This is a genomic window from Paenibacillus oenotherae (assembly GCF_019443105.1).
Taxonomy (GTDB): Bacteria; Bacillota; Bacilli; order Paenibacillales; family Paenibacillaceae; genus Paenibacillus_Z; species Paenibacillus_Z oenotherae.
The window spans coordinates 20,151-45,907 of the sequence record NZ_JAHZIJ010000016.1 but is presented as its reverse complement, the minus strand read 5'-3'; the positions used below and the strand labels follow the sequence as shown (position 1 = coordinate 45,907).

The following is a 25,757-nucleotide window of genomic DNA, read 5'->3' as shown; positions in this document are numbered from 1 at the left end:
ACATTAAGAGTATGAATGATACAAATTGTAGCATTGATACTAAAAAAAAGTATTCGCTATGGAGGCGATGAGCAATTGGAACCTAAGAGCAATCACATTACCTGGCATGACTCTAATATTAATCGGAAGGATCGCTGCATCAGCAATCAGCATAGAAGCTGTGCATTGTGGCTGACCGGTCTGTCCGGCTCAGGCAAATCCACACTTGCCTTTGCCTTGGAGAAGGCGTTGTTCGCAAGGAAAGTCTCCTCCTATGTGCTGGATGGGGACAACATCCGTCATGGACTGAATCAGGATCTCGGATTCTCCCCGGAGGACCGCAAGGAGAATATCCGCCGGATCGGAGAGGTATCGAAGCTGTTTGTCGATGCAGGCCTGTTCGTGATCGCTGCTTTTATCTCGCCGAATGAGAAGGATCGTGAGATGGTGCGCGAGATGTTCGAGCCGGAGGATTTTCTGGAAATTTATATCAAGTGCTCACTGGAGGAATGTGAGAGAAGGGATCCCAAAGGGCTGTATCGCAAGGCAAGGGAAGGCAAGATTCCGAACTTCACAGGCATTTCGGCACAATATGACGTTCCGGCCCATCCCCATATTGTCATCGATACCGAGCATCTGACGATTGAGGCATCCATTGCGCTGCTGCTGGAGCAATTGGAATCACGCCATTACTTCATGGAGGGGAACGCCATATACTCCCCCTAGATTGAGGGAGTATATGCTGCCTCCTGAACGTTCATTCCTCTTTACATCGCTTGCACCGTAATATCGAACTTCACTTTATTCGTGCTGCTCACCTTTACTTTGACATTGCCGGAGGAGTCCGGCGCCGATACCGTGAGATCATTGGGAGAGATCGGCCCTTGCGAGGAGTAGGTCGGCGATCCGACATCGACGACGTTCAAAATTTTGTATCCGCTGTCCCCGACATAAATATTGATGATGCAGATTTTCAGACAGCTGTTGTCAACCGTGCCATTAACCTTGGCCATCACTTTCACCAAGTAAGACTTGCCGACAGGCAGCCCTATCGATAACGTACAGACCCCGTTCGTTGGTGATACCACCTCTGAGATCATCTCGCCCATGAAATTGTAATTGGACTTCAGATTCGCCGAGAGAGTGCCTTCGACGACCAGCGTATTCATCTTATTAATGCTCTGCCTGCTTAGAAAATCATTCCCCGCTCCTTCGTCCAAACCGATACGCTGCGGCACAGGATCAACCGACTTGTCCGCAAAGCATGCCTGGAAGTGGATATGGTTAAGCATGCTTGACGCATCAAGCCCGATAATAAAGGCCGGAATTCTGACGCCTTTGCCCAGATATGTATCGACAGCTTTGCCTGATCCGATTCCTACGCCGTCATCGAAGCCGCAGTTCTCGAAGTTGAAGGTCTGGAACACACTGCTGCTGACATTGCCCCCATAGAAGCCGTAACGCGGTGTGTTGGCAATGAAGAAATCTTCGAACGTATTGGAATTGCTCGGCCGCCAGTGCCGGGGCAGAATGGCGATGCACACACCTGCTATACCCCGGTATTTCATAAGAGTCGCAACGCCGCCTTGATTTTTCTTCACCAGACGTGATGTGTTGTTTGCTTCCTTGAAAAAATATTGATCAAAAAACTTGTCAATTTTTGCGCTCTCGGACAGCTTCTTATTGTATTTGTAGGTTATTCTTCTAAAGATGCATTTGTCTGCGAACCCGCCCTCTTCATAATGAATGTCATTCCGCGTTCGCCATTGTCCGCCTACCAGAATGCCCACGCCTGTAAATTCAATATTAAGACTTTCGAAGATGCATCTCTCCAATATTTTGGCATAGATGCCGATTGCACAATGTCTGATCTTCAAATTCTTGAACTGGCAAAGTGCGAACGTCTTGTCGAGCCCCGCATAGGCAAGGAATGTGTTCGATATCGACAGGTTGACCATCCCGTGATTATAGGCTGTTTCATTCGTGCTGTCGAGCAGCGCGAACATCACCTTCTGCGTCAAATCAGCAGCTCCGTATACATAGTCGCCGACCAATTTCGAAGAGATGTCCGACTCGCCAACGAGAACAACGTTGGGCATCATCTGAATACAATATGGCAGCTTGACCTTCTTCTCAAGCGGCAGTGGAGCGCTATTATCCGCCTTGCCGTTATCGCCAGCCGGTATTTCCATTTGCCGGTTCGTTTTGCCGCCATCATTGCTTGTTGAAGCAATCTTGTAGGTGCCGGGGGGGAAGTATACCACTCCTCCTCCCCGGTTGCTGACATAATTGATCGCCTTCTGGACCGCTCTTGTATCATCCGTTCTTCCATTCCCGACTGCTCCGAATTCAATATCCGTCACACTGACGATATTCGTATTGTCGCCCTGCACTTTAGCAGCAGCCATATTTTTGGCATCCGCCGGCAGCGCCTTCGCCAGCTTTGCCTCGGCTGATGCGAATGTATCGCTGAGCAATGATGATCCAGCCGCCAGGCCAACGCCCAATGAACCCATAATCCCTAGCAATTCTCTTCTGTTCATGCGCAGCTTCTTGTCCTTGTCCTTGTCTTCCATTTCAAGCCCTCCTGTCAGTAGACCCTGCTGCACGACACATTGGGATAACCTGACAGAGCTTACTGTCAGGTTATCCAGCTTGCGCAGTACCGATCTATTTTCACTTTGGCAGATTAGATGGTTGAAGCATAAATCTCAAAATAAACCATTGATTTGCTCTTTGCGATCAGCGTAACATTACCGCTTATATCCGGATCCGATACTGTCAGATCCGTTGGCGTAATCGGCCCTCCTGCAGCGTAGAAAGGCTCTCCCAGCTTGACGACATTCAGAATATTGAAGCCTTGCTCGCCCCGGTACACATTGATGATGCAGAGCTGCAGCAAGCTGTTGGCAGTGGTACCGTTGGCTTTCGCCGTCACTCTCACTAAATAGGAGTTGCCTGTCGGCAATTGGAACGTAGTTGTACAGAAGCCATTAACAGGATTAATGGATCGTGTCATCGTCTCTCCGACGAAATTGTAGTTGGACTTGACGTTCGTCAAGAGATTCGCATCCGTAACTCTTGCTTCTACCAGCTCCAGCCCTTGTGATCTTTGAGCAGGCTGCTTTACTAGTAAATTATTGTTCGAACTGGGCGCATCTAAACCATAATAGTTCAGATTGGAGGGAAGAACCTGCTTGGCGTATACCTTCTGGGCCTGTACTTCATCTATGCTGCTCTTGTCACTGACTCCCATAATAAAAGCCGGAATCCGCTCATTCGCGCCCAAATACGGATCATCCCATCCGCCGCCGATTGGATTGACCCGGTTCGCACTATCCTGATATCCACAGCTCTCAATGTTAATGTTGCTGAAATTGCTCACCTTCAGCTGGCCGCCATAGATAACGTATCGCGGTGAAACACCAAAGAAGATATTGTTGAAATCATTGTTGTTTGACGGTCTCCAGTAACGCGGCAAAATGTTGATTGCAGTACCGCAGATCCCTCTATATTTGAGATTCTTGGCTACACTTACCGTTCCAATTGGGGCCGATAACCGTGTCGTATTGTTCTCCGTCTTGAAGAAGTACGTGTCAAAGAAAGTGTCAATATTCTTCTCGTTGTTTCCCATCGTGTTGTAGAACGTAAACGTGATCTTGTTGATGTAGCACTTGTCAGCAAAACCGCCCTGCTCATTTATGGCATCATTCCTGGACCGCCATTGTCCCCCTACGACAAGAAGAGAGCCGGTGTTCGAGGCCACGAGCTCGTCGAAGGTGCAGCGCTCCAGAATCTTTGCATAGATCCCGATAGCAGTGCGTTGAAAATGCACGCTGTTGAACTGGCACAAGGTGAACACATTGTTCAGCGCCGCATAGGCAATAAAGGATTTATTGATCGTTATATTCTCCATGCCATGATACACAAGAGAAAAGTTCTCCTCTTCCAGGAAGGTAAACATAATTTTCTGATTCAGATCAGCCCGCCCATAAATGTAATCGCTTAAGAGAGTTACCGACCCAACACTCTCCCCGACCAGCTTCACCCTTGGACGCATACGAATACAATAGGGAAGCGAATAGACAGGCTCTGGTTCCATCGGCAGACCATAGCCCTCCATCACCGAGCCGTCATCACTGGCCGGAATGGCTACCGTCCCCTTAATCTTCGCTATGAGATACTTGCCTGACGGAAAGTATACCGTTCCTCCGCCCCTGCTATAGCAATACTCAATTGCTGACTGCACAGCATTTGTATCATCCGTCGTCCCGTTACCAGCAGCACCGTAGTCGATTACATTCACATATATGCTCATGCTTTCCCTCCGTTAGCATCGACTATTCCGGAATCGAAGCCCTCCTCTAATCTATCAATTTGAAGAGCTCCTCCTTGCGGAACATTAGCATTATATGTTTGCAACCGCTAACGGGTGTTAAGTGAAGACTGCCGCCTACAGCGCTTCCCGCGCCTGCCAAACTACCATTTTATTGCACGGGCGATTTAAAGACTCCTTAGCCGTTCATTATGCAATCGGCTCTGCGCCATACGCCAGCATCTGGCTGAAGGAGCCCTTGGACTCCCCGGACAGCTGCTGGAATCCGCCCTGCTGTACGATCCGGCCCCTCTCCAGCACAATGACCTGATCGGCAAATCGGATGGTCGACAGTCGATGCGCGATAACGATAATCGTCATGTAACCCTTGAGATTCTCCAGCGCCGCGCGAATTTTGGCTTCGTTCTCATTGTCCAGTGCGCTTGTCGCTTCATCCAGGACCAGTACGTACGGTCTTCGCAGAATCGCCCGTGCAAGCACGATACGCTGCCGCTCTCCGCCTGACAGCCTGACGCCCCGATCTCCAACAATAGTATCAATGCCTTCTGGAAGTCTGCGGACAAACTCATCGGAAGCCGAGAATTTCAGCGCCTCCCACAGCTCATCCTCCGAGGCATCCGGCTCCGCCATCAGCAAATTGTCGCGTATTGTGGCATGGAACAGGAACGGATCCTGCGATACATAGCTCACCGAGCTTCTCATTCTTTGCAGCCGCTCACTGTCGAGAGGGCTGCCGTCTATCAAGATCTCGCCGGCTTCCGGCTTAATCAGGCCAATCAGCACATCGATGAGTGTGCTTTTGCCAGCGCCGGATTTGCCCACAATAGCGGTCATCCGGTTGGCGGGTATGAACACATTGATATCTTGAAGCGCATACTCTTCACTGCTGCGGTCATAGCGAAAATGAACATGGCTGCAGAGGATGCCCTGCTCGACCGGAATAGGCCTCTGCAGATGCGTCCCCCCTATCTTCATTTCGCTTGCATGATCGCATTCCTGCTGCAGCTCAATCAGACTCTTGAATCCGGGAACCGTTGATATTATCTGCTCCATATTGTTCTGCAGCAGCACAAATTTCGGCCATAAACGGGCGAAGATAACCACGATCAGCATAAGCTGCTCCGGCCTTACCTGCAGCACCTCAAAGGCCAAATAAATGAATAATACGATCAGCACAGCCGATGATGCGCTGTAGATCAACTGGGTTGCCGTCTGGAGCTTCGTATAATTGACAATGTTCCGCTCCATCTTATGGCATAGACTGCGGAACCAGTCCAGATGGGATTGTTCCATCCGGTTGCTCTTAATATCTTTAATGCCATTGAAGTGGTCGGTAATTCCTGCGTAATAATGCTGGGATAACTCCGTCGTTTGATCGCCGATTTTTTTGGCATTTTTCAGAAATTTGCGCGAGAACACGGCCAGCAGCAGGCCGCTGGCCATAACAAGCACGGTTAGTTGAACCGAGACCAGCAGCGCGAACGCAACCTGAATCATCGTGAACACGAAGGTAGTCGCCAGACGCAGCGCAAGGGTGGAGCCTTGGCTGACGCGCGCCAGTTCCGAGGTCATAATGTGGCTGATATCCGATCTGCGCTTCTGCAGATAGAACAGCCAATCGGCCTGCAGCAGCGACTTGTATGTGCTTACTCTGAGGTAGCGGATAAAGCTCTGCTGAATCTCGCTGTTCATGATATTCTGCTTTCTGGCCAGCAGGGATTGACCGATAATCAGCACAATATAAGCCGCCAGAACGAGGGTCAGATGAAATCGCTCGGGGATGCCCCCCAGCACCTTCGGCAGCCAGGACAGAAATGGAATGTTGTCTATGGCCAGATCAATGACGCCGATCAGGCTAAGCATCGGTACGAGCAAATAGATGCCGAAACCTTCAAAGAAGCTGATGGCAATCATGCCGAGCAGATTGATATACAGCTTCATTCCTGCGAAGGTATGAAGCTTCTTGATGTAGAACCATATATGCTCCATAATCCATCCCACCTTATGATGAAGCTTGATGCTTCAATTGCCGCCAGAACCAGAGGAACGGACGCAAGAAGAAGTATAAGAAATATAAAGGTCTGGGCAGCGATAATGTCCGTGTATCATTAATAGTCGGGTGCAGCAGCCGGAGGATTGAGCTCCATTGGCCCCGCTTGGTCTGCAAGGATAGCAGATACTGTCTGTAGCGCAGACTGGAATTCGGACTTTCCGTTCCATTAATAAAGGCAAGCGCCGCTCCGGCCAACCGGACAGAGAAGGGATCAGAAGCCAGCGCCCTCATCTCTTCATTCAGCGGAGTGCGAAGCAAGCTGTGCAAGAGAATGAAGGTCTGGCCTCCAATGGCCTCTAGCCCGTATTGCCTCAGCATGGGCAGCAGCAGCTCCCACTGAAGTCCTTTGCCTAACAATCTATCGATATCAGTCAACCAGCGCAGCCGAAACCAGCCGTGACGCGCGCCATGCGAAGCAAGATACATAAACAAGTCTTCCTGGCCCAGCGTATACAGAGGCTGGCTGGCGAGAGAACTGATTTGTTTTCGTTCCCACAATTCTTGGAAGGAAGGTTCCCCTCCTTCAGGATTAAGCCGCCAGTGTATTTCGATTTCGATCCCGTTCTCCGCATGATAATAAGAGAGATTATGATATTTGGTCTTCCAATCATGGATGATGCGTGTATGCTCATTGTCCGCTACATAACCGAGCTGCAGCATAAGCTCATGAACCTTCTCGATCTCACTGACCGGAATGAGAATATCCAGATCCTTGGAGGTGCGCATGGAAAGATCGCCATACAGAACATCCGCCAGAACAGGGCCCTTCAGCACCAGCGAAGGGATTTGATGCGCTGCGAACAGAGCGGCAGCCTTCTCCAGCTGCCCGGTCAAATGCAGCATACGGAACGTATTCCTGCTGTAATCACCGTACAGCGCCTGCACAACCTCGGCAGGGAGCAGCGGCTCATCCAGCTTCTTGCAATTGGAGTATACAATCGGATATGCGCGATGATGTCCCACCAGCTCAAGAAAACGACTCCAGTCAATGTCCGTCAGGTTGCCGGCACGAGCTCCGCCAGCCGAATCATTGTCCATGCCCAGAATGGCATTCATCAAGTCTAATTCCTTAGGAAAGCAGCTCCTGTCAAGCCTGATACCCATCTCCATATCCAGTACCCCTTCAGTTCTCTTTGTGCGGGATTGTTTTCCCGAATGTAGCTACAACCGTATATTTGGACATTTCATCCGCCCCGGTCAAATAGAGCACACCGCTTCTAAGCCAGGCATGCGCCACCATTCTCCCGGTAACGGCATCCTTGGCGGTACCCAAGTAGAGGGTGCTGCCGATGCGCCGGCGTTCAAGCATCTTCATCGCCGCTATTGCCATGACCAGACATTTGCTCTCCCACCACGTATGGCGGCTGGCGAGATGGACTGCCCGTGAAACCTGATGCAGCAGCCGTTCATTCGTTTTGTCGCGGGCGTATGTCGTTTCTTCCAGCTGCTTGCCCAGGGAAGGAGCAACTCTGGCGAAGGGCATCGCCTTCAGTATTCTCGCCCATGCCAAGTAAATGAAGCTCTCCAGAACAAGACGTCTCATATGCGGGCGCATGGACATAAATACTTTCGCTTTAGCCATCATGTCAATTCGCCTCTCTTACTTCGAATGGATGCCGGCTCCGACGTTCGCTTCAATAAGCTGCTCCTGCAGCAGATTGTGCAGAAAGGCAAGCACCTGGCTGCTGCACTCCGCTGTGCCAACCTCATATTCCACCGTAAGAGCAGCCACGATCTCCTCTACCGATACCGGAGTTTCAATCAGCTCCCAGATTTTCCCGCCAATCCCGCCGAGATTGTAATATTTGCCGCTGTTGATGCTCATCAATACTTTGTCATTATCCATATTGCTGACGAGGTTGCCTTTCGTCTGGGCAATGATATGCCCCATGGTCAGGGTTCCATTTGCCATCATTCACGACACTCCTTTTCGTGTAAGCTCCAAAATTTGCGCAGCCATACGCTGGACGGTAAATCCGGCAGATGGCCGTTGCAGCTGATAAACCCCGATCTTGCTTATAACTGCCGCCGAGGTGGCGAAGTGCCATTGCTCCAGCTGCAGCAGTGAAATGAGCGCATTCCGGTACGTATGCCGCACCAGCAGCGGAAACCGCCCCAGACGTTCAATCTCGCACAGCTTTGTCTCCTCGCCTTCAACCTTGCACAGCTCGAATACTCCGCCCAGCGGAACCGGCTGTGTGTGGAAAGCGGAGGCTACAGGTATCGCGTATTTATTGACTCTTCCATACAGCGGCTGATATTGATTCGCCGCCAATCCCAGCTGGTCGATGCTCTCCTGCCATAATTTCTGCTGCGGATAGGAAGGCGTAACGATTGGAATGCCATCCGGATCCAGTGAAACTGCAATGACATCATCGCTTACAAGCGGATATCCCTTGCCCAGAAAAGCGGAGGCGAGCGTCGATTTCCCTGCCCCGGAATCGCCTACGAACGCATAGGCCTTGCCTTCGATAATAACCGCACTGCCATGCAGTGGAAGAACGCCGCGCTGCATAAGCAGAATTCCCATGCACGTTCCCAGCAGGAATAGACGAATGCGGCTGCTGTCGCCGTTCTCCATCGGTGAGACAGTAATCCTTTTGCCTTCCTCCACACTGAAGATCGCTGTATCCGGAATGGTGAAGATAATTCCCCCGTCGATCAGGTTGTAGGAGTTCCTGGCAATCGCAGCTTCCGCCCATACACGGGTCAGGTCGCCATATTGAATCTCAATGTCCGCGTATGCGTCATCGATATAAACACGCTGCAGCTCCGGCAATGCCAATTGGCTCGCAATCCGCATTCCGAAGGCTTCATAATTTGTTGTCTCTATGGAAGGTATCATTGTCCCCACACCTTTGCGTACATGAAGTAGATAGGCCATTCTTAAAGAAGAGCCCCTATACAACTTTGCAATTGTATAAGGGCCGGAGAGTTACAAGCTTAATAAGTACCCGAGTCCTAGGACTCGTCCGTGATGTCAAGATCGCTTGGGCTTACGAAATCGATGTATTTCGTACCTTTGCCCGCCATTGTCATGTTGATTTCAAGCACTTCCAGAGCTGGTTGTTGCCATTCCTTTTTAACCATATTTTTCACCTCCCTTCATTGGCGCCTCTGTTCATACAATCTTCTTCATGAAGCGATATATAATCAAGCTGCGCATCAAGAACCTGACAGCAGGCTGAAAAGCTTGCTCCGGTCTTGGCGTCTTCCCTATCTGGGATAGGGCAGCCTTGATCTCCCTTATATTGAGCAGCTCCGAAACTCTCGCATCCCGGCACAGCTCCTGAAGCTCCTCTACGAAAGACGGCCACGAGGGCAGCATCCGATGTACCCAATCAGCGCCCTGAACGCCCCTGATTCGCTGGTTAAGCCGCACCTTGTCCGGCAGATAGCCCTCAGTCGACCTGCGAATGAGCGCCCGGTCAACCCCATCCTGAACGTACTGCTCAACAGGTACGGACAGGCAGAACTGCACGATTCGCGGATCACATGTCGGATCACGCTCGGTCACACCATACCGCAGAGACAGCTTCGTGCCTTTGGTCCCTCCCATATTGGCGATCGCCAAGTTGTGCAGATGGCTTCTTCTCGCCTGTGAGGCATCCCTGCTCATAAATCCGCCAAGACTGCTGTCATGCCCCTGAAGCCGCTCGTACACCTTCGTTTTTCTTGCGAATTCGGGATGTATCAGCTGCGGCATCGTTGGATCGCTATTGATCAATGAGCCTTTGGCCGAGAAATGAAGCAGCTGGCCCCCGATGATGGAAATCAACTTCTTCCTTCTGATGCCGCGATGCTGGCTGTAAAGCCCGATCTCCCGGTAAAGCTTAATCCATCGCAGCTGTTTGAGCAGCAGCGCGTAGTAGTGTACAGCAGGCCCCCATGATATCGTATGGTTGCCTCTTGCCCCGGTGAGCAGTACACCGATCCCCTGCTCCTCCGCACGCTCGAAAATGCCTTTGATCCAGAATGAATTCTCGAAATACTTGTAAGGCATCTCCAGCACATTCAGCCAATCATCGACCTCGGATAACGGACTTTTCCCCGGCAGGTCAAGATAGTGATCCGCAATGTTCCCTACATGATTGATCGTCGCTTGGATGAAGGGAGTTTCATTCGCGATTCTGCCGCTTGCTGTCCAATCGGCAAAATCCTGTTCCGGAATATAGCTGTAGGTGTATAGAGGCTTGCCATTCTCCCGCAAATTTCTTGCCGCAAAGCTGACGACCGCCCCGGAATCAAGCCCTCCGCTTAATGTAGCGCCAACCTTTCGGTAGGTTCTCATCTTGGAGCGGACAACCCGCTCGAACAGGTCGCGGAACGCCTCTTCATATTCTCCGTTCGACCCAAGCTTCAACGTTTCCGTTGCCCTCTCCAACTGATAGGGCGTCAACGAGAGCTTGCCCCTGCTTAGTGTAAAAGTATGCGCAGGCGGCAGCTGCCCGATATTGCGGTATACCGTTGAAGTAAGATCCGATGACTCGAACATGACAGGGATCGCCATAAATTCAGCAAGCCACTGCTGATGAAGCGTGTTCGTTGTATGGGGCAGGGCAAGCAGCGGTGCCATCGTCGTGCAGAAAGCGAACCTTTGATGCTGGTGATGGTGATAATAGAGCGTGCGATTGCCGAATAAATCTCTGGCCCCAAACAGGATCTCTTGCTTGCGGTCCCAGATGACGAAGGCGAAGTCGCCGACCAGATATCGAGGGGCATTCTCTTTCCACTTGCGGTAAGCCAGCAGAATCAGCTCGCTGTCTCTGATCTCACCCCGGATGGAGGAATGAATCCCCAATCGGTCGAACAGTTCATCGCGATTGTCGATCACCGCATCCGCTGTAAGAACGATCCCTCCCTCGGCATCATAGATGGGCAAGCGCTCATTGACCGATTCTGCAGTTACCCACTGGGCATGGCAGCCCAGATAGACTTGCTCATCATGCCAGCTATGGGCGCAATCAGCACGAAATTGCTTCAGCTCATGCATCAGAATTTCTCCGTCTTCGCGAACAGGGTACCCCTCGTTTAATTGCAGAACACCGGCAATTGCACTCACTATTTCTTCCCTCCCGTCAGGTAGGCCGAAGCCAGTTGGGATAACCGGTTGCCAAAAGGAACCAGCGATTTGATCCGGTTGATCTTCGCTGTCTTGGCCTCCAGCCTGGAGCGCAGCCGCTTCTGCTCGGCATAGCTCTTATCCAGCCTGTTCTCCAGAGCACGCAGTGTAATCTGCAGCTGAAGCACCTCGGCAGTTGTGGCTCCGCCTCTGCAAGCTTCCATCTCCGCCGCTGGCTGACTCGTACCGCTGACCGCAGCCTCCCCGGCTTGCAGCTGATACTGCGCTGTCCACTTGCAGCCCGTAAGCTCCGCAAGCTGCTTCGTACGCAGCTCCAGCAGCTCCTTATCCGGCTCCAGGCCGAATTGCGCGCCGGTTATTCTCTCCGCCTCAGCCAGCTGCTCGCTGTAACCAAGCTCGTGGAAGATTCGGGCTCCAAGAGTCCGGCAGTACAGCTCAATCTCTTCCTTGTCCAAGGTTTCCTTCCAGCTGTTGATAGACTCCTGATGGGCCTCCTCATGCTGCCCGACGAAGGGATCGCCAACGCCCATGCTGAAATACAAATCGGATTTGGGCGAGTTCATATAATTGCCGTATTTCTCCATTCCCTCTTCATACGATATCCCGAGAAATGCCGACAGTCTCTGCATCTCTTCCCGGGGCTTCGCGACCATCTCCTCATAATGAAGCCGATGGATATAAGGACTTTCGCCGGAGAAGTAGGAGAAGTAGCGGAACAGCCCAACCGTCACATCTGTCATCTTGATATTGAAATTAGGATGGGCCAAGTCTTCCTTCAAGTTAAACCTGTCATTCACATGCTGGTTAACCTTCTTGTACGATGCGATAACGGATAGAGGGTTGCGGATAAGCCAGATTCGCTTCGCTTGCGGAAACAGCGCATCTATAAATTCCAGCAAGTAATAGTAGCGCGGGGATTTGTCGATGACCATATCTGCACCGCTGCTTGACAGCAATCCGTTGTACACCTGGAGAGCGAATGATCTGCTGGCTTGCTTGAACGTTTCCTCGGGAAGAATGCCGTTGAAGAACTGCTTAATAATTCCCCCGCCCCCGTAAGCGCGATGTGAAGGAAACTGCAGATCGTACAAGCTCATCAGAAACCACATTTCCTGGGTGGCAAACAGTTTGCTATGATTTTGCAGCATTACGGTTGCGAGCGAGCTGCCGCTCCGTGGAGTGCTGAGCAAAAATATGAGATTATTTCCGTTCGAATCGATCATTGTGGCTCCGCCCTTATCCATTAATGCTGCTGTATGATACTAACTGTAGCAATTATAACATATAGTATCCGTTTTGTATCTATTTATTTCAAATATTTTTCAATTTTTCTTGTCAGGATCTGACATAAAGTTTACATATATCCCTTTTTCCTTGTCGGGAACCTATAGTCCTCCTCATCATCCCCCATTCAGCTCTCCGACAGCTTCATGCAATGCTCTGCTACCTCATCCCATGTGCTGTACAGCTGGACGATCTGATTGCCGGCATGCCCCATGCCGCTTTGCACAATAATAACCTCCAGATCCGAGAGCGCCTTAATGCTATGCAGCGTCTTCATCGGAATATGGAGCACATTGCCCGCCTGCACCTTCATGAAATTGCCGTTCTGAATGAAGTCCCCTTCACCCTTCACAATAGTCCACACCTCTTCAAGATTGGAGTTCATCTGGTAGCCCAGATTGCTCCCCTCCTTGATCGCAACCCGCTTCGTCAGCACGCTTCGCCCGTCATCATACTTCGAATCATCCAGAATACGAACCCAGCCCCACTGCTTCTCCTCATACATCGGGCCTTGATCATACTGGGTATAATCCTTGATTCGCGGACTCGCGCCCTTATCTGTTACGAGAATGCCGTCTGGACTGACGGCAACGACAATGTTGGACACACCAATGATCGATACAGGAATATCCAATTCATTGACGAGATGCGTATTGCGGCAGTCTTCACTAATCGTCCCTCTGCCGATCTGCTTATTTTTCATCTCTTCTGTAAGCGTGTTCCAGGTGCCGAGATCCTTCCAATACCCCTCATAGGGCAGCACGACCAGGCTTGCCGCCTTCTCTACAACCTCATAATCGAAGCTGATTTGCGGGAGAGTATTGTATTTCTTGACCAGCTCCTCATATTGAATGGGATAACCTCTCTGCTCCAGCATGCCGATAATCGTTCCCAGCTTGAAGGCGAATACGCCGCAGTTCCACAAGGCGTCCTGCCGGATCAGTTCCTCAGCCCCCGCCTCTGTCGGCTTCTCGCGGAAATGGCTGACTGTGTAATAGTGTTGATCAGGTCCCCCCGACTGCACTTCAGAGGGGATGATATACCCGTACTTGGTTGATGGATAGGTCGGCTTCACACCGATAAGCGCCAGCTCCGCGCCGGAAGTGCGCAGCACCTCCTCCAGCTCTTTAACCGCTTCGAAGAAATGATTCTCCACATAAGGGTCAACCGGCAGAATAGCCACCACTTCATCCAGTCCGATCTCGACAAAAGAATAGAGATACGTTGCTGCCAGTGCAATGGCGGCGAAAGTATCTCTGCGCTCCGGCTCTATAATTAACGGCACCCTCGATCCGATCTGGCTGTGCATCATTTCTACCTGCGACTTGCTGGTCGCAATATAGCTGGATCCTTCAAGCCCGCAGGTAACAAGCTGGCTCCACACACGCTGAACCATGGAGACCAGCTCGCTCTCCTCATTCTCAAGCACCTTCAGAAATTGCTTCGACCTGGATTCATTGGATAACGGCCACAACCGTTTGCCCGAGCCGCCTGACAATAAGACCAGCTTCATTCCGGTTCCCCCTCTTCACTCACATTCTTCTTGTTTCATTCGCCACGACTTTCTGCAAGCGGGGCCTGGACTGGCCCGCATCACGGTGGACAGCCATATATACCTTCTCCAGAGATTCTCCGACACGTTCCCATTGATACAGGTTCTGAACCAGCTCTCGCCCTCTCTGTCCCATCGCAGTGGAGAGCTCCTTGTCAGCCAGCAGCTCATTCATCCCTTCGGCGAACAGCTCCGGACTGCATGGCGCCACTCTTCCCGCTCTATTCGCTTCCAGCTCTCGCCATATATTTACCTTGTCCGAGATCATGACAGGTGTTCCGCATACCATGGCCTCGATAACTGCAATGCCGAAATTTTCCGAATAGGAAGGAAGCACGAACAGATCGGCATCGCGCAGAACGGCCAGCTTCTCCTGGCCTGTCAGCATGCCGGTGAAGATCACCTTCGATTCAATTCCTTCCTCCTGAATCCACTCTCTTGCTCTGGCTCCGAAATTCTCATTATCAGGCCCCGTAATAACCAGCATGGAGTCAGGATGCTGCGCTTGAACGATGCTGAAGGCCCGGATTAAAATATCGAGCCCCTTCTTGAAATTCAACCGGCTGAAGAACAAGACCATCTTCTGATCCTGCAATTGCGGATACTGGCTGCGGAACCGTCCCTTCTCGGGCAGGGTCTCATAGTCCGACATATCCAGCCCGTTAGGCACGATATATCCTTCCGCCCCGAACGTGTACGGCTTGGCCAGAATTTTCTCTTCCTCTGTCGTATAGATCAGCCCCGAAGCCCGCTTGATGTTTCTGTTCCCAAACAGCGTCTCCATGATACTTTTTCTATACCGGTGTCTCTGATACATGTAAGGATCAAGCGTTCCGTGCGGCTGCATAATATAGGGAACCCCATGCTTGCGGCAATAGTGTCCGGTACACAGATCGTGGAATAAGTACAGCCCGTGGGTATGAACAACATCGAATTTGGGGATGTCTGCTTTTAATGCCTCGGCAAGCGGCAGCGATGTGCCCCAGAAGCGGGGATTCTGAATCGGAAAATAGCGCACCTCTACGCCATCCCTCATAACCGGCTCGTTGAGCGGCACATCGAGCTGCTCCGGCCCATCCTGATTCGTCGTATAAATCGTCACCTCATGCCCTCTCGCAGCGAGCGCCCCGGCCATGTCCAGTACAGCTTGCACGACACCGCCATAGCGGGGGGCGAGATTGACCGTAACATGCAGTATTTTCATTCCGGCTCTCTCCTTACTGTCCCTATCGTATTGTTGCGCGTCCCTCTACTATCCATGGACATATTCTCTCTCGATATGATGAACGGGTCTGCCTACCGGATAGTAGGACAAGCCCGTTCCCTTGACCGCTTCATAGCTGTATACATTCCGGCCGTCGATCAGAATCGGATTGGCAAGCGCTGCTTCGATCGCCGCCAGATCGAATTCCACGAATTCCTTCCATTCCGTCAGCAAGCAAAGCGCATCGCTGCCTTGTATGGCCTCCTGTGCGGATTGACACCACATCATGGCCGGATCATCATATACTTTGCGGAAGCTCTCAAGCGCGACAGGATCGTACACCTTGGGCACAGCGCCAAGTGCAATCAGCCGGTCAACGATCTCCAGCGCTGGCGATTCCCTCACATCATCCGTCTCCGGCTTGAACGCCAGTCCCCATACCGCAATCGTCTTCCCCTTCAACGTGCCAAGCGCGTTGAAGAGCTTGTCAAGCACGCCATAGCGCTGATGCTGGTTGACCTCGACTACAGCCTTGAGCAGCTTGAAGTCATAAGCGACATTGCCGGCAATCTGTATCAGCGCCTTCGTATCCTTGGGGAAACAGGAGCCGCCGTAGCCGATTCCGGCCCGCAGGAAGGATGCGCCGATACGCCGGTCATAGCCCATTCCTTTGGCCACCTCGGATACATCGGCGCCGACCTTCTCGCAGATGTTGGCAATCTCGTTGATGAACGATATTTTCGTTGCCAGGAATGCATTGGAGGCGTATTTAATCATCTCCGCGCTGCGTATGTCCGTGACCACAATTTCCTTCGTCAATGGCGCATGCAATTCGGTAAGCAGACTGGCGGCATGCTTGCTCTCTGTGCCGAAGACGACACGATCAGGGTTCATCGTATCCTGAACCGCCGTTCCTTCACGGAGAAATTCAGGCACTGAAGCATTATCGAAGCTTCCCTTGTAATAATCCGCAATAATCGCACGCACCCGCTCATTCGTGCCAACCGGAACGGTGCTCTTCACACAGATGACCTTGTAGCCATTCATCGCTTCCCCGATTTCCTTCGCCGCCACTTCAATGTATTGCATATCCGCTTCCCCGTTAGGCAGCGGCGGAGTGCCGACGGCAATGATGACAACCTCTGCTCCGGCAATCGCCGTGGCTGTATCCGTCGTGAACTTCAGCCTTCCCGCATCCGCATTGCTGCGCATAAGCGGCTGAAGTCCCGGCTCATAGATCGGCACTTCCCCGCCCTGCAGCAGCTCCACCTTGGCTGGATCTTTATCCACACAGTAAACGTCATGTCCAAGCTCGGCATAACAAACACCGGATACTAATCCAACGTATCCGGTTCCAATAACCGCAATATTCATAGGGTTCACTCCTATTCTTTTTCTATAGCGCCGCTCTATTTGACAGCAGGTTTCAATATGAGGCTCTTCACTGCTCGCACTGCGCCCTTCATATTCCGCTTGAGCTGATAAATTCTCGGAATTAACGGTATGAACATCGGGACTAGCCGTTGATAGCGGTTAAGAATGAGCATGATGACAAGAAAGACCGAATTGCGGAACGTCCGCCACTCCGACACGCTCCTGCGGTTGATCATAAGCGCCTTCTCCACATCTCCTCTGGTGAGATAATCGAGCGACAACCCGCACAGCACGTGGGACAGGCGCTTCGTCCGCTGCCTGAAGAAGGGACAGTAAGCCTTATACTGCCCGACAATATCCACCTCATTGTTCATCCTCTGCTGAAGCGACTGTCTGGCAATCTCGCCAAAATGCTTCTGCATAATAATCCGGTGAACGGAGCCGCTGACCCCGTCTGCAAGCACATACCGCCTGTAAAGGATCTCCGGCACAACGTAGAATCTTGTTAGCAGGCTCATTCTTAACCATAGATCGTAATCCTGTGTATACATGAAGAACTCGCGATAGCCTCCAGCCCGCTCATACAGCTCCTTGCGGAACATCATCTCGCCGTGGCTGAACAAATTCCCTTTCATAAGCTGCCTCGTAATCCCAAGCTCTTCATTCAACACCGGCTTAATGACGACACGCTCGTTCAGAACGGTATTGTAATTCTCAAAATAGCAGCCGACGACGCCGATATCCGGATTGTTCCGCAGCACCTCGGCCTGCTGCTCAATCCGCTCCGGCAAGGAGAGATCGCCAGACCCGTGAATCGCGATAATCTCTCCCCTGGCCTGCCCCACCGCTTCAATAAACGAGCGGACAAGCCCGCGGTTGGTGTGAGAGATGATCCGCACTCTGGGGTCGTCAATCGTCTGCAGCACCGCAAGCGTATTGTCCGTCGAGCCGTCATCCACGATAACAATTTCGATATCGCGGTAAGTCTGATTCAGCAAGCTCTGCACCGACTCCAGCACATGAGCTTCACGATTGTAATAAGCCGTAATAATAGAAACCAACATTTCATTCACCCCAGCTGCAGTATGATCGCTATTTGCCCGCGGCAGCTGTTTGCCGTTTGCGGCTCAGACGACCCGTAATAGCTTTCATATCCGATAATTGATAAGAGAAGAAAACCTTGAGCTGCACGTTCTCCTTGCGGCAGTAGACAATCAGATACAGGATGCCCGACAGCGTATAGGAGATGGACGAGGCGGCTGCCGCGCCGCTGCCTCCGTACTGCGGAATCAGCAGGAAGTTCAATACGACATTCAGTACCAGTGGAGCGGTGGCGACCCATAGCGCATAGAGAGGAAACCCGCGCCCGGCCATATCGGCATTCAATACTTTGAAGATGACCATCATCAATATGCCTGGCAGCAGATAGCGGATGATGAGAGCGGATGAGGCGAATTCTGCGCCGTACAGCAGAGAGACCATCCACGGGCATACGAGCCAGAATACAACTCCCCCCGCAAGCAGCAAGGGCATCAAATATTTCAGAAACGCAACCGATCGCTGAACGGCCTCTGCATCGGTCTTGCTGTTCGCGCTTCTGGCGAAGATGACCATGCCGACCGCCGCCGGAACTTGCCAGATCAGCTCCGCCAAATTTGTGCCCACGGAGAATATGCCGACCTCGCTCGCTGTCGTGTAATGCTCCAGGAATACGACTGCGATCCGGTAATTAAGCTGCAGCACGAACAGCGCCACCGCATAAGCAATCCCTTTGCGGATCAACAGCATCGGCAGGCCAGGCACATATTTCAGCCTGACGGCGGTATCCTTCCTTACGACCCGCATGGAATACGCCCAGGCAAAAAGAGCCAGCAGCAGCTGCGTCAATGCGGCGCCAATCACGTTCATCCTGAAGACGAGCACCAGCAGCACCATAAAAGCAATGTTCAGGCCGACCTTGATCAGCTCTGAAGTATTAATGCTGCCGATTCTCGTCTTGCCCTGCATAATGCCCTTCGTATACTGGACAGCCAGATTAAGCGGGATCGTGAGCATCACAATAATAAAGATTGCCCAGCCGTATTTGTCCCCGAACTGCAGCCAATAGATAAGACCTACAATGAGCAGGCTTAGGCATGATGTTACGAGCCATAGCAGATACAGCGTAGAGGCCACATCCTCCGTGCTGTGCTCCTTCTTGCCGATGTAATAGGCGCTGGCCTGCCGGATGCCGAGATCAGCGAGCGTTACGACCAAGGTCGGAATAACGAACACCGCCGTCAATATTCCCTTGCCTTCCGGACCGAGAATTCTTGCTGTCAGAACCGATGCGATAAAGCCGCCCAGCAGCAGAATGATCCGGGTGAGGAAGGTCGAGAATATTTGATATATAAAGCTTGCTTTATCCATTTTCATAGTCGTTTTTCCTTTGCTGCAGCCCTCTGCCGTCAATGCTTGGCCGGTTCTACCCGTTTCATCCGGGCGCCCAATGAATTGAACAGCTCAACGATATTGCCATAGCCGCGTTCCAGCTGGTACAGGTTCGTAATGCGCGTCGTTCCCTCTGCGCCAAGCGCGGCAACAGCTACTGCGGCGCCGCCTCTAATGTCGGTTGCGACAACATCCGTGCCGTAGAGAGACTCTACGCCCCTGATGTCGGCAATCTGTCCCTCCGCCCCGTTCACACAGCGGAATCCGCCGTCCACGACCCGAATATTCGCTCCCATCTTGTTCAGCTCATTGCAATACTCGAACCTTCCGTCCAGAATCGTTTCCTTGAGTGTGGCGCTTCCCGCAGCTGTCGTCATGAGGACGGTGTGCAGCGGCTGGATGTCCGTATGGAATCCGGGATAGGCCTCTGTTACAACGTCTACCCCCTGCAGCGTACCCGTCCATTTGACCGCGATGGCGTTGTCCAGCTCCTCGATGTGAAGCCCGGCCTCCCGCCATACCTTCACCTCAGACTCCAGAATGTGGGTCGTTGAATTGCGGATGATGACCTCGCCCTTCGTCACGCCGACTGCGGATATAACTGTCGCGGCAATGATGCGGTCGCTCATGACAGTATGCTGCGCCGCATGCAGCTTGCTGACGCCGCGAATCCGGATCGTGGATTCATCGGTCCAGGCGATGTCGGCACCCATGCCGCTCAGCAGCTCGATCACATCCAATATTTCCGGATTTTTCGCCGCATTCTTGAGCAGGACGACCGATTCCGAGCGTATGGAGGCGAACAGTACATTCAAAGTGCCGCCAAAGGTCGGATAATGAAACTCGATGACCGATTCCCGGTCGGGGCCGCTCTCCATCAAGTGCAGGCCGAGATCGCTCTCCTGCATCTCATAGCCAAGCTTCTGAAGCCCCAGCAGATGAAGGTCATGCTTGCGGTTCCCGATATTGCAGCCGCCGGGAAGCGGAAGGAACAGCGGCGCACGCCAATTGGCGGATGCTCCGATCAGCAGCAGCGAATGCCTGATCTTGCCCGCAAGCTGCGCGTCGAGCGTGCCGCCCTTCCAGCCGTCCCCCCTGCAGATCAGGCTGTCTCCTTCAATGCGCACTTGCGCGCCCGCTGTGCGAAGGAGCTGGATGAGCTGCTTCACATCATTAAGATCGAGCGGCACATTGAGGAGCGTCACCTCTTCGTCGGACAGGCAGGCCGCAACGATGGCGGGCAGCGCCGAATTTTTGGCGCCGGGGAGCGATACCTCGCCCCGCAGCGGCACCCCTCCTTCAATTTGCAGGTAAGGCTCCGTAATGGTCGGGTTTCCTAACTTTCGTGTAGCTTCATTAAGCATGTTCTTCTCCATCCCTTCTTCTATTTATGGCTCGCTCACAATCCAATCCGCTGCCTACACAAACAAAACCTCAGGCTCCATCAGAACGCTCAGCTTCCGGGCAACAGTCTCCTGCATCAAATCAATCAGCCGCTTCACATCCTCGCAGGTCGCATTATCGGTATTGATGATCCAGTTGCCATGCACCTCGCTGATCTGTGCGCCGCCGATCCGGTGGCCCTTGAGGCCAACCTCCTGAATCAGCTTGCCTGGATGAGGACCCTCCGGCGGACTCTTGAACGTGCTCCCCGCCGTAGCAACATTAATCGGGAATTTGCCCTTCCGGATATCCGCCGCCTCCCTCGTCTTCTCCCGTACGCCCTCGGGATTGTCAGAGTACTGGACATCGAACAATGCGCTCAGAATGATATCGTTCCGGCCCAGGAAGAAGCTGGATCTGAACGACAGCTCCAGCTCATCCTTATGCTTCACGATCATCTCTCCCGTATCAGTGAGACAGGTGACCGAACGCAGGACAGTGGATGTTTCTCTGCCCAGGCAGCCCGCATTCATAACGACCGCGCCGCCCACCGAGCCGGGAATGCCCGCCATGAACTCGAACCCTTCAATGCCCTGCTTCGCCATTGTCAGCGCGATGAGCGGCAGCGGAACGCCCGCCTCTCCGTATAGCCCCTCTTCTCTCAGCTCCAGCCGCTTCAATCCATTGCCGACATGAAGGACAACGCCCCTGTAGCCCTCATCACTAACGATGAGATTCGAGCCTTTGCCGACGACAAGCAGCGGTATTCCCGCTTCATCGCATCTGCGCTTGATCTCCGGCACATCCTCCAGCCGATTCGGAACCACGTAATAGCTCGCATTGCCGCCAACACCCATCGTCGTAATCCCTTTAAGCGGGAAGTTCTCCTTGACCGTGCAGTTAATATCCTGGAACATCCGGCTTCACTCCCTTCCCCATTGAATGGTACAGATGGCTGACGCAATTTCCTCGGCAGCACCGCTGCCCGCCTTCCCGCCAGGCTTTCCCCCGCCGGGGCTGGGAACCAGGTAATCCTCCAGCTCGGTGGTCATCGCCTTCAGCCGCTCTTCCAGCACGAAGCTCATCCTCACCCTGCCGCTGGCGGCCCGAACGGTGGCGCGGTCTTCCTTGAACTGCCTCCTGTACAGCAAGAGAAGCGGCTTGCCGAGGCAAACCGCTTCTCCAACCGTCCCCCATCCCGCTTTGGTGATGATGAGATCGGAGGCTGCTATATAATGCTGAGATTCCGTCTCACAGGCAGGAATATGAACGATATTGCTTCTCTTCACAGGCATGTTGTGCGAGACGAGGAATACGATATTGTCCTGTTCCCAGAAGCGCCAGCTCTGCAGCTGCTCCCGGTTCATCGTCATGCCAAGCCCGAAAAATACAACAGAGCGCTCTCCACAGGGGTTGACCTGCCGTACAATCTGCTCCGTCTTATGCTCATCAGGCTCCCGGCAGAAGAAGTCGAAGCTGAGGCTGCCGCGCCTTCCCCACTGCGGCTCCTCCGATGCGCCTGACAGCGCAAAATAATAATCCATTTGCCGGTAGGCGTCATACAGCCAGCTCAGTTCCTCTTTGCCCAGCCATTCCTCATATGCGGTATACCAAGTGAAATTCGAGATGCCGATGCTCGTAATGCCGAGCCTGCTCCCGGCAACAAAGGCGACCGGAGAGATATCCGACAGAATGAGCGCCACACTCTCATCGCTCAGAAAGCGGCATTCATCCTCAACCCTTTGCCCCATGCCGCTCACGTAGCTCCGGCAGCAATCGGCAAGCCGCTCGGGATCCGGCTCGGTGGAGTCCTCCTTCAGTACGTAGCCAATATCATTAACGACGTACCTGAACCGGATATCTCCCTGCCGCTCCCCTGCGAAGGAATCTCTCAGCAGCCCCAGCGGAAACGAGCTGCAGAATATGACCGTACAGCCGGGCTGCAGCTTCAGCAGCTCCCGGGTGATCGCGACAGCTCTGCTCGCATGGCCATATCCATAGTCCGAGACGTAGTAGGCAATGACCGTCATTTCGATTCTGTCGCCCCCATACGGGCGGGTCTGCCGACATCGATGAAGCCATCGGCAACAAGACTGGCGAACAGCTGCTTGTATTTCATGAGCGAGACATCCTTGCGCAGATATTCCTCCAGGTAGGTTCGGCCCCTCATGCCCATAAGCTCCCGCATCTCATCGGACATAGCCGCGATTGTGCGGATCGCCTGGGCCGCGCCCTCATACTGGCCCGGCTCGACGACAAGGCCTGAACGGCTCTCCTGGATCAAGGTCGCCGCCTCGCTGCCCTCCTCCAGCACGCCCAGCACCGGCTTGCCTGTCGCCAGCACGCCGTACACCTTGCTCGGCACGCTGACTCCCTTGATCCCCTTCTGATTCACGACCAGATGGATATCCGCCGCGTTCAGAGAATAGAGAAGACGCTCTCTCGGCTGATAAGGAATGAACACGACATTGCAGAGGCCATGGGTCTGCACATACCGCTCCATATCCTCTTTCACCGCGCCCTCTCCCACGAAAGCAAACCTAACGTCCGGCAGCCCTTCCAGCATGGACGCTACCTTGATCAGATTCTCAAGATCGTAATAGAGGCCAATGTTGCCGGAATACATGACAACAAATTTATTCTCCAGCTTATATTCCCGCAGAAACATGCTGACTCCGGGATCGCTCTTGGCCAGCGGAGTAACCGACTGCTCGTCAATCCAGTTGTTGATGACGGTATATTCCGGCACAGGCTTGCCCTTGAAGCGTTTCTTCAAGGTCTCGCCCATATCCCTGCCCACCAGCACGATATGATCGGCTCTTCTGCAGCTGAACTTATCCACCTTGCGCGCGAGCTCCGTCACCCACCGCCTGGACACAAAGTTGACTGCCTCCGCCTGCTCCGGATTAAAGTCCTGAATGTTATATACAAACTTGCATCGCTTCAGCAGCTTGGCCATACTGCCGAGCAGTCCGGCAAGAATCGGCGGCTGAGAGGTCGTGTAGATCGCGGCTACCCGCTTCTCCTTCAGAATGACCCGGAACGCCAGCGCAAAAAAGACCGATATATGAATCAGTCTGCTCAGCTTGCTCTTCTTGTCGGGCTTGCTCAGCCCGATGCGGTGAATGTGGATGCCCTCCAGCTTCTCCTGCACGATCCGCCGCCGCTTCCGCACGCTCCCCTCATCAGAGTCCGCATAGCCGCTTGAGGCGATGACCGTCACATCGAATTCATGCTGAAGCTCCAGACATAATTCCGTAAGCAGCTGCCCGGTTGAAGCGACATCCGGGTAGAAGTAGTCATTAATAAACAAGAGCTTCTTTTTCTTTTTCACTATAGCCATAGCTCTCTTCCTTTTGTTGAAACCTGTATTTGAGAAAGTTAGCCGGACTGCCGACATGGACTTCATTCGCCGGAATATCCCTGATAACTGTACTTCTTGCGCCTGCTACCGCCATCTCATGAATCGTAACACCAGGATAGACGAATGCCCCGCTCGCAACCCAGGCACCGTCCCGAATAACAATCGGCTTTGTAAGAAGGCCGAAGGCCGGATCATTCATCTGATGGCTGCCTGTACACAGATAAGACTGCTGCGAGATAACGCAGTGGCTGCCGACCGCAATCATATCGAGACTATAGAACTCCACGTGATCGCCGATCCATGTATGATCGCCAATCGCCACCTTCCAGGGGTAGGTGAATCTGGCGGTTGATCTGATCTTGACGCCCTTGCCGACCTTCGCTCCGAACAGCAGCAGCAGCCACCTTCGCCAGCCGTCCATCGTATGGATTGAATACCGGAACAGGCTCCCCTGTACAAACCACCACAGCAGAACGACCAGTCCGCTTCTCCCTCTGGAATAGCCATCCTGATTGTATTGATCGATCCGGACTAGATTTCTCATTATGTCTCAGCCTCTCCCAACCTCTTCAGTTCAATAATGTAGCCGATATTTTCATCCCTACATTCTCCGGCAGAAACTCCTGCTTCAGCTGCCTGATTCTGGTCAATTTATCGTCATTGCTGTTGTGTTGAATGTCCCTGATCGACTGGTCAATACAGGCCGACAGCTGCTGCGGATTATCGTTCTCATAGATGTAGAAGGCCTGCTTGGCAAAAGCCTTCATATCCGCGACATTGGACGAGATGATCAGATTGCCCGTCGCCAAATAATCGAATATTTTGGAAGGAAAGGAGGCATTGGCGAAAGCAATCGTTTCCCGCTGAGGGTTGATAAGAATGTCCGCCTCATGCATCCGCCTGATCGTTTCTTCATATTCCAGATAGCCCAGGTATTCGACTCTTGGATCACAGTCTCCACTCAGCGTGTCCGCCAATGGACCTTGGCCCGTAATGTACAGCGTGAACTCCTGCTTCGTATATTTCAGAGCTTCAAGCAGCACGTCTATGCCTCTCTCATAGTCCAGCCCGCCTGCATACATAAGCGTAATTTTCTCTGATTTGACCCCGTGATAGCTGTAATCCATCACTTTCTTGTTCGTCAGCCCATTGAGAATCATATAAGGCTTGTTGTGGATCCGGGATATCAAGCTTTTGGAGATCAGAATAGCGCCGTCAACATGTCTGGAGACAAGCTTCTCTGCCAGATTGAATATTTTGGATTTGAAGCCGAGCTGGTTCAATGAGAAATAGCCGTCCTCGTAATCTACAATGATTTTGATACCGAACAGCTTCTTGCACAGATATGCGGCAACCGCGACTTCAGGCTTGTAATTCCAGAAAATGATATAATCGACTTTCATTGTTTTTCTAATAGAGGCAACCAAAGCAACCATCGACAGCAGCGAGCTCACTGTATTCAGAATCGGCAGGTCAATAATCGATGCATAATGCAGATGACCGCACTCGCGGCTCTTGAATCTCTTGTAAAACCGGCCCGAGCGGTTGTTGACCAGCCCGCTGGACAGCAGCGTTACTTGATGGTCATTCGAGGTCAGCGCGCTTACAATCTGATTGATTTTGTTATTAGCGGATTGAGCGAAGGTGTTCCGATTATGCCTCTCGGTCATAACATCTTCCAGCATGTAATTGCAGAGGAACAGAATGTTCACGGC

At 52.5% G+C, this 25,757-nt stretch carries 22 protein-coding genes; 1 reads left to right on the top strand and 21 read right to left on the bottom strand.

Features of this window, described 5'->3' with window-relative positions; genetic code table 11:
• Positions 1–75 precede the first annotated feature (75 nt).
• Positions 76–705 (top strand): adenylyl-sulfate kinase, encoded by a 630-nt coding sequence (cysC, locus tag K0T92_RS18660; RefSeq protein WP_246628263.1) that lies wholly within the window; start codon positions 76–78, stop codon positions 703–705.
• A gap of 41 nt (positions 706–746) precedes the next feature.
• Here cysC and K0T92_RS18655 read toward each other — a convergent pair whose 3' ends face one another.
• The 21 genes from K0T92_RS18655 to K0T92_RS18555 all read right to left on the bottom strand — a co-directional run bounded on the left by K0T92_RS18655 (position 747) and on the right by K0T92_RS18555 (position 25,754).
• Complete coding sequence (locus K0T92_RS18655; RefSeq protein ID WP_219873993.1) at positions 747–2,555, bottom strand: glycosyl hydrolase family 28-related protein; 1,809 nt, start codon at positions 2,553–2,555, stop codon at positions 747–749.
• A gap of 113 nt (positions 2,556–2,668) precedes the next feature.
• The gene (locus tag K0T92_RS18650; RefSeq protein ID WP_219873992.1) at positions 2,669–4,297 is read right to left on the bottom strand and encodes a glycoside hydrolase family 55 protein; all 1,629 of its coding nucleotides are present in this window, start codon (positions 4,295–4,297) and stop codon (positions 2,669–2,671) included.
• Positions 4,298–4,504: 207 nt separating this feature from the next.
• Positions 4,505–6,304 carry an ABC transporter ATP-binding protein gene (locus K0T92_RS18645; protein ID WP_219873991.1) on the bottom strand — a complete coding sequence of 600 codons (1,800 nt, stop codon included), beginning with the start codon at positions 6,302–6,304 and terminating at the stop codon, positions 4,505–4,507.
• 13 nt (positions 6,305–6,317) lie between these two features.
• Positions 6,318–7,478, bottom strand: coding sequence for a nucleotidyltransferase domain-containing protein (locus K0T92_RS18640; RefSeq protein WP_219873990.1), 1,161 nt, complete (start codon positions 7,476–7,478; stop codon positions 6,318–6,320).
• 13 nt (positions 7,479–7,491) lie between these two features.
• Positions 7,492–7,959 (bottom strand): lasso peptide biosynthesis B2 protein, encoded by a 468-nt coding sequence (locus K0T92_RS18635; RefSeq protein ID WP_219874058.1) that lies wholly within the window; start codon positions 7,957–7,959, stop codon positions 7,492–7,494.
• A gap of 9 nt (positions 7,960–7,968) precedes the next feature.
• The gene (locus tag K0T92_RS18630) at positions 7,969–8,283 is read right to left on the bottom strand and encodes a lasso peptide biosynthesis PqqD family chaperone (protein ID WP_219873989.1); all 315 of its coding nucleotides are present in this window, start codon (positions 8,281–8,283) and stop codon (positions 7,969–7,971) included.
• Positions 8,284–9,213, bottom strand: coding sequence for a phosphoenolpyruvate carboxykinase (ATP) (locus K0T92_RS18625; RefSeq protein WP_219873988.1), 930 nt, complete (start codon positions 9,211–9,213; stop codon positions 8,284–8,286).
• Between the two features lie 116 nt (positions 9,214–9,329).
• Complete coding sequence (locus tag K0T92_RS18620; RefSeq protein WP_219873987.1) at positions 9,330–9,458, bottom strand: paeninodin family lasso peptide; 129 nt, start codon at positions 9,456–9,458, stop codon at positions 9,330–9,332.
• Positions 9,459–9,489: 31 nt separating this feature from the next.
• Positions 9,490–11,430, bottom strand: coding sequence for an asparagine synthase-related protein (locus tag K0T92_RS18615; RefSeq protein WP_219873986.1), 1,941 nt, complete (start codon positions 11,428–11,430; stop codon positions 9,490–9,492).
• Entirely contained in the window at positions 11,430–12,674 is a 1,245-nt protein-coding gene (locus K0T92_RS18610; protein WP_219873985.1) for a sulfotransferase family protein, read from the bottom strand. Before K0T92_RS18610 ends, K0T92_RS18615 begins: the two co-directional genes overlap by 1 nt.
• Positions 12,675–12,862: 188 nt before the next feature.
• Positions 12,863–14,248 (bottom strand): sugar phosphate nucleotidyltransferase, encoded by a 1,386-nt coding sequence (locus tag K0T92_RS18605; RefSeq protein WP_219873984.1) that lies wholly within the window; start codon positions 14,246–14,248, stop codon positions 12,863–12,865.
• Between the two features lie 19 nt (positions 14,249–14,267).
• A complete protein-coding gene (locus K0T92_RS18600) occupies positions 14,268–15,491 on the bottom strand; it encodes a glycosyltransferase (protein WP_219873983.1) in 1,224 nt (407 codons plus the stop codon).
• Between the two features lie 48 nt (positions 15,492–15,539).
• Entirely contained in the window at positions 15,540–16,865 is a 1,326-nt protein-coding gene (locus tag K0T92_RS18595) for a UDP-glucose dehydrogenase family protein (RefSeq protein WP_219873982.1), read from the bottom strand.
• Positions 16,866–16,900: 35 nt separating this feature from the next.
• A complete protein-coding gene (locus K0T92_RS18590) occupies positions 16,901–17,929 on the bottom strand; it encodes a glycosyltransferase family 2 protein (protein WP_219873981.1) in 1,029 nt (342 codons plus the stop codon).
• Positions 17,930–17,957: 28 nt separating this feature from the next.
• Positions 17,958–19,280: an oligosaccharide flippase family protein gene (locus K0T92_RS18585; RefSeq protein WP_219873980.1), complete on the bottom strand. Its 1,323-nt coding sequence runs from the start codon at positions 19,278–19,280 to the stop codon at positions 17,958–17,960.
• A gap of 32 nt (positions 19,281–19,312) precedes the next feature.
• The gene (locus tag K0T92_RS18580; protein WP_246628261.1) at positions 19,313–20,671 is read right to left on the bottom strand and encodes a UDP-N-acetylglucosamine 1-carboxyvinyltransferase; all 1,359 of its coding nucleotides are present in this window, start codon (positions 20,669–20,671) and stop codon (positions 19,313–19,315) included.
• 42 nt (positions 20,672–20,713) lie between these two features.
• Positions 20,714–21,595 (bottom strand): UDP-N-acetylmuramate dehydrogenase, encoded by an 882-nt coding sequence (murB, locus tag K0T92_RS18575; protein WP_219873979.1) that lies wholly within the window; start codon positions 21,593–21,595, stop codon positions 20,714–20,716.
• A 6-nt stretch (positions 21,596–21,601) separates the two neighbouring features.
• The gene (locus K0T92_RS18570) at positions 21,602–22,708 is read right to left on the bottom strand and encodes a glycosyltransferase (RefSeq protein ID WP_219873978.1); all 1,107 of its coding nucleotides are present in this window, start codon (positions 22,706–22,708) and stop codon (positions 21,602–21,604) included.
• Entirely contained in the window at positions 22,705–24,021 is a 1,317-nt protein-coding gene (locus K0T92_RS18565; protein ID WP_219873977.1) for a glycosyltransferase family 4 protein, read from the bottom strand. Before K0T92_RS18565 ends, K0T92_RS18570 begins: the two co-directional genes overlap by 4 nt.
• Entirely contained in the window at positions 23,981–24,586 is a 606-nt protein-coding gene (locus K0T92_RS18560) for a WcaF family extracellular polysaccharide biosynthesis acetyltransferase (RefSeq protein ID WP_219873976.1), read from the bottom strand. Before K0T92_RS18560 ends, K0T92_RS18565 begins: the two co-directional genes overlap by 41 nt.
• 25 nt (positions 24,587–24,611) lie before the next feature.
• Positions 24,612–25,754, bottom strand: coding sequence for a glycosyltransferase (locus K0T92_RS18555; RefSeq protein ID WP_219873975.1), 1,143 nt, complete (start codon positions 25,752–25,754; stop codon positions 24,612–24,614).
• Positions 25,755–25,757 lie beyond the last annotated feature (3 nt).